At 42.7% G+C, this 14,991-nt stretch carries 13 protein-coding genes; 2 read left to right on the forward strand and 11 right to left on the reverse strand.

The window, feature by feature from the left end:
- The first annotated feature begins 181 nt into the window (after positions 1–181).
- The gene (yjgA, locus tag ACU696_RS19250) at positions 182–727 is read left to right on the forward strand and encodes a ribosome biogenesis factor YjgA (protein WP_004258329.1); all 546 of its coding nucleotides are present in this window, start codon (positions 182–184) and stop codon (positions 725–727) included.
- Between the two features lie 71 nt (positions 728–798).
- Here the strand turns inward: yjgA and ACU696_RS19255 are convergent, their stop codons facing one another.
- From ACU696_RS19255 to ACU696_RS19305, 11 genes are all read right to left on the reverse strand, one after another.
- Positions 799–1,386, reverse strand: a complete 588-nt coding sequence (locus tag ACU696_RS19255; protein ID WP_004908243.1) for an RBBP9/YdeN family alpha/beta hydrolase — start codon at positions 1,384–1,386, stop codon at positions 799–801.
- A gap of 60 nt (positions 1,387–1,446) precedes the next feature.
- Positions 1,447–1,734 (reverse strand): barstar family protein, encoded by a 288-nt coding sequence (locus ACU696_RS19260; protein ID WP_109911675.1) that lies wholly within the window; start codon positions 1,732–1,734, stop codon positions 1,447–1,449.
- Between the two features lie 12 nt (positions 1,735–1,746).
- Positions 1,747–2,235, reverse strand: coding sequence for a ribonuclease domain-containing protein (locus ACU696_RS19265; RefSeq protein WP_110731670.1), 489 nt, complete (start codon positions 2,233–2,235; stop codon positions 1,747–1,749).
- A gap of 109 nt (positions 2,236–2,344) precedes the next feature.
- Complete coding sequence (gene tldD, locus ACU696_RS19270) at positions 2,345–3,790, reverse strand: metalloprotease TldD (RefSeq protein WP_004908235.1); 1,446 nt, start codon at positions 3,788–3,790, stop codon at positions 2,345–2,347.
- A 5-nt stretch (positions 3,791–3,795) separates the two neighbouring features.
- A complete protein-coding gene (gene nit1 / locus ACU696_RS19275) occupies positions 3,796–4,647 on the reverse strand; it encodes a deaminated glutathione amidase (RefSeq protein WP_004908231.1) in 852 nt (283 codons plus the stop codon).
- On the reverse strand, positions 4,647–8,438 hold the full coding sequence (gene yhdP, locus ACU696_RS19280; protein ID WP_209101849.1) for an AsmA2 domain-containing protein YhdP: 3,792 nt from the start codon (positions 8,436–8,438) through the stop codon (positions 4,647–4,649). Before yhdP ends, nit1 begins: the two co-directional genes overlap by 1 nt.
- A 13-nt stretch (positions 8,439–8,451) precedes the next feature.
- Complete coding sequence (rng, locus tag ACU696_RS19285; protein WP_004908223.1) at positions 8,452–9,921, reverse strand: ribonuclease G; 1,470 nt, start codon at positions 9,919–9,921, stop codon at positions 8,452–8,454.
- Positions 9,918–10,505 (reverse strand): Maf family protein, encoded by a 588-nt coding sequence (locus ACU696_RS19290; RefSeq protein WP_109911673.1) that lies wholly within the window; start codon positions 10,503–10,505, stop codon positions 9,918–9,920. The genes rng and ACU696_RS19290 overlap by 4 nt, the downstream gene beginning before the upstream one ends.
- A gap of 35 nt (positions 10,506–10,540) precedes the next feature.
- Positions 10,541–11,029: a rod shape-determining protein MreD gene (mreD, locus tag ACU696_RS19295; RefSeq protein WP_004908217.1), complete on the reverse strand. Its 489-nt coding sequence runs from the start codon at positions 11,027–11,029 to the stop codon at positions 10,541–10,543.
- A 44-nt stretch (positions 11,030–11,073) separates the two neighbouring features.
- Entirely contained in the window at positions 11,074–12,042 is a 969-nt protein-coding gene (gene mreC, locus ACU696_RS19300; RefSeq protein WP_109911672.1) for a rod shape-determining protein MreC, read from the reverse strand.
- Positions 12,043–12,127: 85 nt separating this feature from the next.
- The gene (locus ACU696_RS19305) at positions 12,128–13,171 is read right to left on the reverse strand and encodes a rod shape-determining protein (protein ID WP_004908213.1); all 1,044 of its coding nucleotides are present in this window, start codon (positions 13,169–13,171) and stop codon (positions 12,128–12,130) included.
- Positions 13,172–13,776: 605 nt separating this feature from the next.
- Here ACU696_RS19305 and acuI point away from each other — a divergent pair.
- A complete protein-coding gene (acuI, locus tag ACU696_RS19310) occupies positions 13,777–14,760 on the forward strand; it encodes an acrylyl-CoA reductase (NADPH) (protein WP_447343211.1) in 984 nt (327 codons plus the stop codon).
- Positions 14,761–14,991 lie beyond the last annotated feature (231 nt).

Consider the following 14,991-nt stretch of genomic DNA (forward strand, 5'->3'; position numbering starts at 1 on the left):
TAGTCCAATCAATAATATGGGGGAAACGTGATTTTCTGCCCTAACACGTAAATGCTAGGTAGTCATAGAGGGGTTTTCCCAGTTACAATATATAATAGATGAATGTTAACACTCACAACACAGTAAATCATATTAATTACGCGTAATTAAACCACTGTGTTCGGTAAAAAGGAAAATCGATATGGCCAAACAGCCTGATGACTGGCTGGATGATATCCCAGCGCCGCAAGACGAAGAAGACGAGGAAATCATTTGGGTCAGTAAAAGCGAAATTAAGCGCGATGCTGAGATCCTCAAAAAATTAGGGGCTGAGCTCGTTGATTTAAGTAAAAGTGAATTAGAACGTATTCCGTTAGATACTCAATTACTTGAAGCTATTGAACTTGCTCAAAAAATCAAACGTGAAGGCCGTCGTCGCCAATTACAATTGATTGGTAAGTTATTACGTTCACGTGAGGTTGAGCCGATTACAGAGGCTCTGGATAAGCTTAAAAACCGTCACAACCAACAAGTAGTCATTTTACATAAACTGGAAGACTTACGAACCCGTTTATTAGATGGCGGTGATGAAGTCATTGAAGACGTAGTTGCCCTGTTCCCACAAACAGACAGGCAACAATTGCGTGCATTAGTCCGTAATGCGAAAAAAGAGCGTGAAGGCAATAAACCGCCAAAAGCCTATCGCCAAATCTTTCAATATTTGAAAGATCTGTCTGAAATGGCTTAATCGATAATCCCCTACGCTACGGCTAGGGGATTTTTCTTGGTAAATGTACCTAGTATTCTTACCAGCCATAACTAGCTAAAATGCGCTTTGATTGTATCAAGTAGTGTTTTGAACTCAGTATAGCCTTCTCTATCAAGGAAATGCCCGGCAGATTCTTCAATAATAACCTGTGTTTTTAAAGCCTCTGCCAATGCTTTCGAAGACCTTGGTGACACAATTTCATCATTGGTTGATATAATCGATATTCGATTATTTGCTATCTGTATGAGTTCATCATAATTCAATGGCTCAAGGGTGTGATGCTGTAATTCTGGCAATGTTTCTTGCGTTTCATCAAACCCTGATACCAATACATAACCCGCTACCGATTGCCTCGTATTTTGCAAAAATCGTAATGCGGTAATGCAACCTAAGCTATGACCAATCAAAACCGTATTTTCATCAATATCAAAAGGTAAGTGTTGTAAGCGCTGCTGCCACCTTTTAGGGTCGGGAGTTAAAGAATCAGGCATGGTGGGGACGTTAACAAAAGCGCCTAAGGCTTCAAGCTCTGATTTCAACCATGGAAACCAATTTTTATCAGGGGATGCCGTATAGCCGTGAACAATAAGGAATTTTTTTTCTTTTAGCGGAAATGCAGTGCAGGTAACGTTATTCATCCTAAAGACCCCTATCAGCTCAGTTATCTTATTTAGACTTTACCATGAGTGATAGGAATATTAGTTAGAGCTTTTTGTTATATCTAAAGCAAAAACGAACTCTTCTTCCCACATATCTTGTGCGTCATTCATCACATCAATAACATCTGCGAATTTTATACGTTGTTCGGCTGTCATATGTGAAAACGTGATGGTTACAGGCAACTCAATGCCAGCGGAAACCATGTCCCACAGGGCATCAAGATTATAGCCAAACCAATCAGGAAGGGAAAATTGTTGAGCAAATTGATCATAAAAATCATTCAATGAGTTTATATGTCTGAAATCAAAGCTCACCTGTTTGCTCATTATGATTTTCCTTTAGTGGACTTGAGTAAAGCTCTTATAGTGGTCATGAGTCACAAAAATCATTCCATCCGATGAGTATAGCAAACGGTCTGCCCCGCGATGACCACAGCGATAATTGATATCTGCTTCAAACCACTGACGCCCTTGTGCAATTGGCAAACTTTTTTCACGGTTAGAAAAACGGTCTCCGCCAATTGCTCTTCCAGGTAACACATCGCAAAGGTTACCTTTTTTCGCATCCCATCCGGCTTCACGGGCTTGTTTCTTCGTCATATAGAAAGCTGGAAGTTTTTGATATTTTTCCATAAAACTAACCACGTTGTCTTGTGCAGTTAGCTTATCAATCGGTTGTGGTGTTTCTTTTGGTGTTATCGCTTCACGAGAAGGTGGATTGCTTTGATTAATGGATGGTTCAGATGGTGTTTTATCTCCACCATTGAAATAAAGGCTAATCACAATCAAAATAGCCATCAATACGACAGGTAAAAAACGTTTATTCATAACACCTCAGTTGTTTTGTGCTTTGCAGGCACACAATCGCCCTAGTCACAACACCGACAAGAAGTTGTCACCAGGGCGAGCAGAGCCTAGTTTATATCGCCATAAACGATTATGCGGTACCGCCAACGGTCAGTTTGTCCAGTTTTAATGTAGGTTGGCCTACACCAACAGGAACACTTTGGCCTTCTTTGCCACAAACACCAACACCTTTATCTAGCGCTAAGTCATTACCAACCATTGAAATCTGCTGCATAGCTTCAACACCTGAGCCTATTAACGTAGCCCCCTTCACAGGAGAAGTAATCTTACCTTTTTCAATCAGGTAAGCTTCTGATGTTGAAAATACAAATTTACCTGAGGTGATATCTACCTGACCACCACCAAAGTTTGGTGCATAAATGCCTTTATCCACACTAGCAATAATTTCTTCTGGCGTTGATGTCCCTGCTAACATGTAGGTATTGGTCATACGCGGCATAGGTAAGTGCGCATAAGATTCACGACGTGCATTACCTGTTGGAGTAACTCCCATCAGGCGTGCATTCAGTTTATCTTGAATATAATTACGTAAAATACCATTTTCTATTAGGACGTTATACTGCCCAGGCACCCCTTCGTCATCAATAGCGAGAGAGCCACGACGGCCCGCTATCGTGCCATCATCCACGACGGTACACAGTGGTGATGCGACTTGTTCACCAATTTGGCCTGAAAATACAGATGTGCCGCGACGGTTAAAGTCACCCTCTAAACCATGCCCCACCGCTTCATGCAATAGAACCCCAGGCCAACCGGCACCTAGCACAACAGGCATCATTCCCGCAGGAGCCGCAACTGCAGACAAGTTCACCAGTGCCATACGCACCGCTTCGCGTGCATATTGTTCAGCAACTACTTGCCCTTGGTGAATTTCCAAGAAATATTCATAACCATAACGACCACCACCGCCACTTGCACCGCGTTCGCGCTTGCCGTCATGTTCCACCAGCACGCTGACTGACAAACGCACTAACGGGCGAATATCTGCCGCCAAAGTACCATCTGTTGCGGCGACTAACACTTGCTCATAAACACCGGTTAAACTAGCATTGACCTCAATGACACGCGGGTCTTCTGCGCGTGCAACTTGGTCAACACGATGCAGCAAATCAATTTTTTGTTCCCGCGATAAGCTTTGCAGTGGATCTGCCACTGAATACAATTTTTTATATTCAACGTTAGTTAAAATTTGTGATTTACCAGAGCCTTGCTCATTCACAATGCTGCGTGCAGCGGTAGCACTTTGTGTCAGCGCGTGTAGCGAAATTTGGTCTGCATAAGCAAAACCCGTTTTTTCACCACTAACAGCTCTCACACCAACACCTTGGTCGATATTGTAAGAGCCATCTTTGATGATCCTATCTTCAAGCACCCATGACTCATGGAAGCTCGATTGAAAGAACAGATCCGCATAATCTAGATGGCGCTCAGATAACAAACCTAAAATGTCATACAGATTTTCTTGCCCAAGGCGGTTGGCGGCCAGCAAATGTTCGCTGACAGAAACTAAACTCATATTCGTTACTCTTTGGTTTCTTTTTTAATCAATGATGTCAATTGCGGTCTAAAACGGTTGTGTTTCACCACTTTTATTTGCTCGCGCATGACACTCAAGCTGTCTGTTTTAATATTCAGTACCGTAGAAGCGACGGCATCCACGTTCTTTTTCATCACTTTACCCCACCCATCAACCGCAAGGCTATGCCCCCACGTGCGACGTGTGCCGTGCACACCGACTTGAGCAGGTGCTAAAATATAGCATTGGTTTTCTATCGCACGAGCTCGTAATAACGGCTCCCAATGTGCTTGACCGGTGTAACGAGTAAATGCCGCTGGTACAGAGATAATTTCTGCACCTTGCTCACGTAATGCTTGGAATAAACCAGGAAAGCGTAAATCATAACAAATCGTCATACCAAGGCGACCCACCGGCGTATCAACAACGGTAATATGTTCACCACGCTGATAAATCACGGATTCGTTATAAGTGCCTTGTTCATCTTCGATATTGACATCAAACATATGAATTTTATCGTAGCGCGCTTTAATGTTTCCTTCAGCATCAAATAATAAGCTACTACTTGTAATACGTTCGGGATCTTCACGGCTAATCATTGGCATTGAGCCAATTAAAATCCAAACATGATAACGTTTGGCCATTGCGCTGATCGCTTTTTGCAAAGGGCCTTTTCCTTGCTCTTCCGCTTGTTTACGATAGGTCGCTGCATCTGCAAATAACAATGCGTTTTCAGGTGTCAGTACTAACTCAACAGTTTCTGGTAACTGTTTGATCTGTTGTTCGATTTGCGCCAAATTGTGTTTAGTATTATTTCCACTACATAACTGCAAAAGTGCAACGTTGCCATTTTTCATTACTCTTGAGTCTCCTTCAGTTGACGTAATACTTCATCAATTTTCGGCTCGTCCAAGCTACCTGTTACTCGGTAACGAATAACGGAAACTTTACTCCATAGTGGACCGAGCACTTTCGTTGCCGCAAATACGGCAGCGCCTGCAAATGGGTTTACCACAAACGCGGTTGCTACTCCTACTGTAGCAGATATTTCCGGTGTAATGACGGCTTCAACATTAATTTGGCGTTTAACGAGGTCAATTTGACCATTAAAAGCAATATCGGCAACTAAACCATCAACATAGGTATTTTTCGAAACCAGTACACCATTTTTAATGGTCGCATCACCTTTAATGGAATCAAAATCAAAGTCATCACTAAATGTATCGCTAAAATCAAATCGTAGTTTACGCAACAGCGCATCAAAGCTGACTAGACGCAATATTTGCCCTGCACGACCGCCCCCCATTTGTGCAATCGCTCCTTTACCCAATTTTGCAGACATTTTACCATTTAAAGAGGCAATATCTGGTGACCAAGGCAAATTAGCCCAATCTAAATCAAATTCAATAGTATAAGGTGATTGGATAATGGGAACCAATATACCAAAATACGCTGCTGTTTCGTCAAAAGCTTCGCCGGTCAATGAACCTGCAATTTGCGTTTTATTGCCGTTTTCGCTATTCCAAATAGCATCTAGCGTTAATTTCGTAACACTGTTATCTAGCGTGCCATCGGTCAGTTGCAATAACGTCCCTTTAGGTTGGATATTCGCACTAATTTCACCCAATTTCTGCCCAGCAACCCAACATTCTTTACAATGAAACTGCAATTGTGGCCATTGGCTAAAATCAAATTGTGTTGTGGCAAGGTCATTGATTTGAGCACTAGAGGAAGTGCTAGGGTTGTAATACAAATAATCAATAGCGACCTGCCAAGGCTGTGAAGCAAAGATTTGTAACGAGCCTTTTAGGTTTTCACTGTTGATACTGACCAACTGCTCAGGCCGTTGTAAATCATAAGAAAAGTTTACTGCGTTCCATTGCTGCCCAGCGAGGTAGATTGATGGAATATTGACCTGGAGCATATCCGGCAAGCCAATATTCATACCACCTTCGCGGCTATGGGATGACACTAGTAACCCAGCTAATTTCTCCCAGTTCATATCAGTAATCGCTGGCAAATCGACAATAAAAGCTGAGTTTTTAGGGAGTTCAGGAATACCGTCACGCCATTGGGCAATATGGGCTTTTAATAAACTCAGAGGTTTGTCACTCAATCCCCATTGAGTATTAAAACCAATGCGCTTACCGATATCACCACCAACCACCAACTGTTCTGTGGTTCCTTTTGCTTGAACATTAATTTGCCCAAGCTCTGCTAACAAAGCGTTATCAATAGCAGGTAGTTGGCTTTTCAGTTGTTTTAGCCCTGCGGTGACGTCTATTTGTAAGCCAACGGGTTCTTTTGCCGTATTCGGAATGGTGATAGCGACTTGGCTTTTCCAGTCAGTGGTTCCTGATAATTTTTGTTTAATCTCAGCAGGTAACATTGCCAACTTATTCACCGCCCAGTTTCCGCTAATATTCACATCCACTAAATAATTTTTTGCTTGGTCAGTGGTAGTGAAATCGACAGTAATTGGCTGTTCAAACCAGTGTCCACGCAGGTTTTCACCGCGTAAATCTCCATTGTTAAACTCAAAGCTGCCCGTCAAAGCAGAAATAGTGCTATCAATTGGCTGAATATATAAATCGTTTTTATTGAGATTGACCTTTCCTTTGGCGACAACATCCTTACCCGCCACCAGAGGAATAGATAACCCTAACTGGCCATTAACAGTTCCCCCAATTTGTAACTCTTCAAGCGTATCGCCAATTGAGTGGTTCATCGGGGTATGCACAAAATATTGCTGGATTTGTTTTCCAGTTCCATTGATATCTGCATTGATATACAGCATTTCTTTAGTGTAATCAGGGATATTGGCATCAAGATTGGTTGCTGTGGCATCCGTCAGTTTTACCGTTGGTGCATGCATAAATAGCCCTGCACGCCTAAAGTCTAAATCCATATCTAAGTTCAATAATGCAGGCCATTCACTGTCATATTCGAATGTCGCATTACGCAGAGGGACATAAACTTGGAATTGCCCATCATTGTTATCGTATGGGAAATGAGCTGGGTCACCTTTATAGACCAACGTCGCATTATCTACACTACCTGCGATAATGGCTTTCGTCAGGTAATCCGCCACATCTTGCCCCATTAATTTTTGTGGGAAATAACGCCACGCATCCCCTGCATCATCTAAACGAATTCCGGCAAGAATGGCGAGATCGGCATAATTTCCTTTTTTCGCTTTTGCGTAACGAAACTCACCATTTGCCCAAAGAGACTGAGCTTGTACCTCTAATGATGGGCTCCACAGTTTAAATTCACTGTCATTATTTACCCAATGGAACTGACCTGTTGCCGTCTTTATTAAAAAAGGAGCTTTAAATTCATCGCGATAGTCCACTTCACTATCTTGCAAGCTAACTGTGGCACTACCACTTTGCATGCCACCAATTAAAACACCCGAAAAATGATTAACTGAAGGCAACTCTTTCCATTTTTTCCAGCTGACATTTTGCCAATCCATGTTGATTTGTACGTTTTCAGGCATGTTTTGTGTGATATCAAGCGCAAATTCACTCACTACACCAGTTGGTTGGCGATGTTGCCAATCTTGTACCATTTCAGGAGTCAAAAAAGAAAATGTGGGCAAAACTTCGCTTAAACGTTCGAGTTCAATATCTTTAGCACGGATGCGCCAATGGTCATTATCTTGATATTTTTTGCTGGCAGGCAAATACAATACAGAGACGCTCCCTTGTGGCCAGATAAACTCATTGGTTTTCAAGGTATCAAGCTCAGGAATGTTAAATAACCACCCATTCCCCTGCCTTTTCATTCGCAAAAGCAAATCATTAACTTGTAGGTTTTGGGCTAATTCGCCCGTTCCCCAGTTAGCTTCGCCTTGTCGTAGTTGAATAAGGCCGCTGTCAATTCGATGATTTCTCAGGGTTACCCAAGAAGACAGGCTAAAATTGGCATCCCGCAATGAAGTATTGTCACGCAGCCAGCGGCTAAGCCATGGCTGCATATCAATATTATCCGCTTGTAGATAAAAAATGCCGTCACTTAACACGCCGTTTTTATCTGACACATCAAGCTTTACTTGCAGATAGCCATGCTGCTTATTAATGGTTTCAAGACTCACAAAACCTTGAGCACGATGCCGTTCATTGTCATTCAGCCATGAAAGCTCGGGTAAAATCAGCGTTGTTTTTTGTTCAGAAGGTGTGAGGAAGGTTAATTGGCTTTCTTTTAATATAAAGTGGTCGAATTGCCGTAAAAATAGCTCTTCAATGCTATCTAAAGACTCGCCTTTCGCGGAGTCTCCAAGGCTTAAAGGAACTTTATAATCAACATTTAACTGATAGAAGGTTAAATCACGAAAGCGCCAGCGTAGAGAAAATAATGAGCTCCAGATATCTAATTCAACAGTAATGGTATTCGCGGTAACATCCGTAGTTTTACTCTGTAAAGCGACATCGGATAACGTCAGTACAGGGCCAAAAGATTGCCAAGCCCCTTCGATTTTACCAATTTGTACAGATACATCGGTCTTTTTTTCAACATAATCGACCAGATCTTGTCGATAGTTGTCAATATTTGGCAGAAGAAAACGCAGCCCTGACAGCACTAATGCACACAGCAATAATATAACCGCGGTCGTCACCAGTGCTACACGTGGCAGTCGTCTCACTCAAATCTCCTTATTACATCATTACGACGTCAAAACGTTCCTGACTGTAAAGAGGTTCAGTCTGAACTTTAACTTGCTTCCCAACAAAGATTTCAACTTCTGCAAGGGCATGTGATTCATCCCCTTTAAGGACATCAACCACCGCTTGGGATGCATAAACTAAGAACCTATCTGCATCGATAGTCCGGTGAACGCGAACTATTTCACGTAAAATTTCATAACAAACTGTTTCTACTGACTTAACGGTTCCACGCCCTTGGCAAGTTGGGCAGTCGTCGCATAACACATGTTCTAGGCTTTCTCTTGTGCGCTTACGCGTCATTTCAACTAAACCCAGTTGCGAAAAACCATTAATGGTGGTTTTGACTTTATCTTTGCTCAATGCCTGTTCTAATGATGCTAGCACACGGCGACGATGTTCAGGGTCAACCATGTCGATGAAGTCAATAATAATAATACCGCCTAAGTTACGTAAACGCAGTTGCCTTGCTATCGCTTGAGTCGCCTCGATATTAGTATTGAAGATGGTTTCTTCAAGATTACGATGGCCAACAAATGCCCCAGTATTGATATCAATCGTCGTCATGGCTTCAGTTTGGTCGATAATCAAATAACCACCTGATTTTAGCTCCACTTTTCGATCCATGGCTCGCTGAATTTCGTTTTCAACGTCAAACAAGTCAAATATTGGCTGATTACCTTGATAAAGTTCGAGCTTAGCCGTCATTTCTGGTACATACTCTTCGATAAACTCTTGCAATTGAGTATAGGTCAAACGGGAGTCAACACGAATACGATCAAGATGAGCACCTGCAAAATCACGGATAATGCGGTAAGCAAGCGCTAATTCACCATAGATTTTTGTGCGAGTCACATTACGTTTTTTTCGTTCAATCACTTTCGCCCACAGGCGCTTTAAGAAGGCCGCATCCTGTTTAACTTCCTCTTCCCCGACCCCTTCTGCTGCCGTACGGATGATAAAACCACCATTTTCATCACAATACTGTGAAACACACTCTTTTAGGCGTTCTCTTTCAACTTCACTTTCAATGCGTTGAGAAACGCCTACATGGGAAGCTCCTGGCATAAAGACCAAATAGCGAGAAGGGAGAGTTATATCTGTAGTAAGGCGAGCGCCTTTGGTGCCAAGGGGGTCCTTGACGACTTGAACGATTAAATCTTGTCCTTGCTTAACGAGCTCAGCAATATCCCTGACATGAAAGTTTTTTTGTTCGTCACCCGCAATGCATTCCGTATGGGGCATAATATCCGAAGCATGCAAAAAGGCCGCTTTATCTAGACCAATATCAACAAAGGCCGCCTGCATCCCCGGTAAGACACGGCTCACGCGGCCTTTGTAAATATTCCCTACTAATCCTCTTTTTGCTTCTCGCTCAACATGAATTTCTTGTAATATCCCACCATCAATATAAGCAACGCGCGTTTCAGATGGTGTAATGTTCACTAATAGTTCCGCAGTCATGACTTCCCCTTACCATCACTTAACGCTAAAAATCGCTGAATTAGCTCGTCTGTTTCAACCAGTGGTAAACCAACAACCCCATGGTAGCTGCCATTGATTTTACGTATAAAACGCCCACCAATGCCTTGAATTCCATAAGCGCCAGCCTTATCCATTGGCTCTCCTGACTGTATATAATCCCGTATTTCGAGTAAAGATAACTCGCGGAATGTCACATCTGTCACAATTAGTGACTGTATCGTCTGTTGACGGTTGGATAAGGCAATCGCCGTCATCACTTGATGAGTTTTTCCCGATAACGCACTTAGCATCTCTTCTGCATGCTGGCAATCGCGCGGTTTTTCCAAAATTTTGCCTGCAAGAACAACAATAGTATCAGCGCCCAAAACAGGTTGATTATCGGGTGCTATCGCAACACCAGCTAAAGATTTATCTCGTGCAAGACGTTGAACATAGTCTTGAGGCGTCTCCCCTTCCTGCCACAGCTCTTCTACCTCTGGACGTAAGATTTCAAAAGTATAATTAAGTTGCTGAACAAGTTCACGTCTACGGGGTGAGCCAGACGCAAGATAAATTAAACACATAAACTGTATTCCCAGTCAGAGTGACAACTAACATGCTAACATACTGAAAATTGCCGACGAGTTTTACGTAAAAGCAAAAATAGCCATGGCCATAGAATACCATTCACTAAGCTATTCCAAAATACTTGCGGATGGAATAATACTTGTGATGATAAAAATTCAGCCCAAAAAACAGCAAGATCCTGAATGATAGTCAGCAACATAATCACCAACGCTTGCTGCCACAGCGCCATATTACGCAACAACTGGTGCTTATAAGAGACGAGATAGCAAATAATGCTAAAAGAGAGGGCATGTACCCCCAGTGCTGAACCCTGAATGGAATCAACGATAATCCCTAAGATAAAGCTCGTGCCAACACTCACACGGTGTGGTAGCGCCATCACCCAATAAGTGAGAATCAACAGAAGCCATGATGGCCGGTAAAAGCTGAGTTGCTCCGGCCAAGGCATGACTTGCAAAATCAAGGCAATAAAAAACGATAACCAAATGATGGCGCGGCCATTTCCACGATACTCATCCATGCTAATTTACTCTCTTGCCCATAACCATACTGTGTTTCCTCTACTTATGGTTGTGACGTCGGAGCCATTGAGGGTGGCAATGGAGGCCCCTGAATTTCATTCGGGTTAGGTAATACTTGCGGCAATACTTTCATTAAGCGTTCATTTGCTGCCCGATAGACTTCCGAAGGCTGTAGTGGCGTTTTAGGGTCGTTATCATTTCCCCATAATAACAGAAGGTAACGTAAACGCTGCAATTCGGCGCTCGGCTTCGCGCTAATGATGGTATACGCTCGTTGTGTGTCGTGTTTTACGGCAGAGACCACCCCTACTGGATAACCTTCAGGGAAACGCCCCCCTAGCCCTGACGTGACAAGGACGTCACCAACACGAATATCGGTATTTTCAGGTAACGGTTCTAATTGGATATCATCAGCACATCCAGAACCGGCTGCAATCACACGAACATCATTACGTAATACTTGCACAGGCAATGCATGGGTAGTGTCACAAATTAGCAGGACACGGCTATTAAAATTACTTACCCCAACCACTTGGCCAACAACACCTTTATCACTAATAACAGGCTGCCCTTCATAAACGCCTTCATTACTGCCTTTATCTATAACCACTTGGTCACGATATGGCGTATTCGCGCCTGAAATAACTTGCGTTACCATCATGTGTTCATCTTGGCGAAGTGGTGAGCCAAGTAACTCCCTTAAGCGTGCATTTTCCTGCTTAAGTTGCTCTAAAAGCAAGTTGTCCGCTTTTTTCAGTAATAGCTCTTGTCGTAAGGCTTTGTTTTCGAATTGCAGTTGTTCTCTTGAAGAGAAACTTTCCGAAATATTATCTAGAAATTGGCGTGGGCCATTCGCTAAAAAATAGAATGGGCTAACCGCCGTGTCTAAGTAGTTACGGACTTTATTGAAAGGCTCAAAACGATGGTCAATCACCACCAGTACAAGTGCAATGATTACCGCAAAAAATATGCGTAACTGTAGGGATGGACCTCGCCTAAAAATTGGCTTCATGTGTGGCTAAGTTTCGCTAATGTCAGAGGAACAAAAAATAGTCAAAACAGTTGGAGAACCTCCCCAACCGTTTCTAAAAGGCCATTTAGTCTTCGCTAAACAGGTCGCCACCGTGCATATCAATCATTTCTAACGCTTTACCGCCGCCACGCGCGACACAAGTTAGTGGATCTTCTGCAACAATAACCGGGATACCCGTTTCTTCCATCAATAAGCGATCTAAATTACGAAGAAGCGCGCCACCACCCGTTAAGACCATACCGCGTTCTGAGATATCTGAGGCCAGTTCAGGAGGACACTGTTCAAGTGCTAGCATTACCGCACTGACAATTCCTGTCAGGGGTTCTTGCAATGCTTCTAAAATTTCATTGGAATTCATTTTAAATCCGCGAGGCACACCTTCAGCAAGGTTACGACCGCGAACTTCAATCTCGTAAACTTCATCGGTTGGGAAAGCAGAACCAATTCCATGTTTGATGCGTTCTGCTGTCGCTTCACCTATCAGCGAGCCGTAATTACGACGTACATAGTTAATGATAGACTCATCGAAACGGTCACCACCAATACGTACCGAAGAAGAGTAAACAACGCCATTTAAAGAAATAACAGCGACTTCTGTCGTACCACCACCAATATCAACAACCATTGAGCCTGTAGCTTCTGATACAGGTAACCCAGCACCAATAGCTGCAGCCATCGGCTCTTCAATTAAGAAGACTTCACGCGCACCCGCACTTAGCGCGGACTCACGAATGGCTTTACGCTCAACTTGTGTTGCACCAACAGGCACACAAACAAGGACTCGCGGACTAGGGCGTAAAAAACTGTTACTATGAACTTGTTTGATGAAGTGCTGTAACATTTTTTCAGTCAAGAAAAAGTCAGCGATAACACCGTCTTTCATTGGCCTGATTGCCGAAATATTGCCTGGTGTACGTCCCAGCATCTGCTTCGCTTCACCACCGACTGCAGCAACGCTTTTTGGCGATCCAGAGCGGTCTTGACGAATAGCAACTACAGAGGGTTCATTTAATTTTACGCCTTGTCCTTTGACATAAATAAGGGTATTGGCCGTACCCAAGTCAATAGACAGGTCATTAGAAAACATGCCACGAAATTTTTTAAACATAACGAAAGAGTTATCCTGCAAGCTGGGGACGAATTTAAACCCGTCTACTCTACCAACCACTTGAAGCTGCCTCAAGGCGTTAATGAGCTGCTTCTATAAATATGGTTAATTCATCTATTTTTCACGTACCGTACTGTACATGCTTCTTATGTAAACGAAGCAGATAAAAACCCCAAAAATAGATATTAATTGTATTCTTTACCTACAGGATAAAATTATACAGAAAAACATCTACTCTTTGGTTGTTATATACTCCATCTTTTTCTTCCCAGTGTGACAAGTTATTGGGGCAACAAGTTCAAATATTATTTAGTTCTTTTTATTATTGCTACACACTGGCTATTTCCAATACAAATTGGGTGAATTCGCTGGGTGTTCGCTCTATTATCTACCAAAAACGCGGCAAATTTATGTCAATACGCAAAATGAATCCGTCGAGATGCGATATTTTGCATGATAAAAGCCTATTTATGCCAGAAAAAAATTATTTTTTACAAATTAATTACAATATTAATAGCTTAAACACTGTCACTACGTCAATGAATTACCCGCAAATTTTAGGCACTTTTAAAGTACATATTTAATCATTTTATTAGGAGTGAAAGATGAAAGCTCTCATCCTGCAACAATCGGAAGATAAAATTATCTCTGGCATTCAACCTCTAACGACAGAAATGCTCCCGGCCGGTGATATTATAGTCGATATTCATTGGTCCACACTCAATTATAAAGATGGGTTAGCCATTTGTGGAAAGGCGGGAGTTGTTCGCCAATATCCGATGGTACCTGGTATCGATTTTTCAGGCGAGATCCACCACAGTGAAGACCCACGCTTCCAAGTTGGCCAACATGTGCTACTGACTGGATGGGGGGTTGGTGAAACGCATTGGGGGGGTTTAGCGTCTCAAGCAAGGGTTCCGGCTAAATATTTAACGCCTCTTCCAGAGAATTTATCTTTAAAGCAAGCGATGGTTATTGGCACTGCTGGCTTTACCGCTATGCTTTGCGTAAACGCTTTAGAAGAAGCGGGTGTGACGCCAGATAAAGGCGAAGTCATCGTGAGTGGCGCTAGCGGTGGTGTTGGTAGTACTGCCGTGCAATTACTGTCTCTACTGGGTTATGAGGTTGTCGCGATTTCAGGTCGAGAAGAAAACAGCAGTTACCTGCAAAGTTTAGGTGCCAAGAGAGTATTACCTCGCAGTGATTTCACTCACCCTGCTAAGCCATTAGACAAACAGCTATGGACAGGGGCGATTGATACTGTAGGCGGTGAATTACTCGCCAATCTTCTTGCACAAACGCACTATAATGGTACTGTTGCTGCCTGCGGTTTAGCCGGTGGCTTCGACTTACCAACTAGCGTCATGCCATTCATTTTACGTAATGTCCGCCTACAAGGTGTGGATTCTGTTTACTACCCTGCTGCAAATCGCACTAAAGTATGGCAGCGCCTTGCAGATACTCTCCCCGCGGCTTTCTATGAGCAAGTCAGCAATGAGATTAAATTAGAAGATTGTGTCGAATATGCAAAAAAACTCTTAAAAAATGAAGTCACTGGGCGTACGCTAGTTAACCTACTAGCGGAGTAACGCATTTATTGCGGTACTCCCGCCTAAATAGGGATTACCGCACATTTTCAAAAATAAATTCGGGTAATTTCTCTGATAAGACCAGTATTTTGCTGCTATATGTCACGAAATAATTATAATGACGGACTTTGTCAGTAGAAAATCCATTTATTTTTATGATAAAAGATGACAAACGCTTAGCATCGCGTTATGTTGTCGGGCTATTGATAATATCGTCGGAGTTAGCAGCAT

Source organism: Providencia sp. PROV_01 (assembly GCF_053098325.1).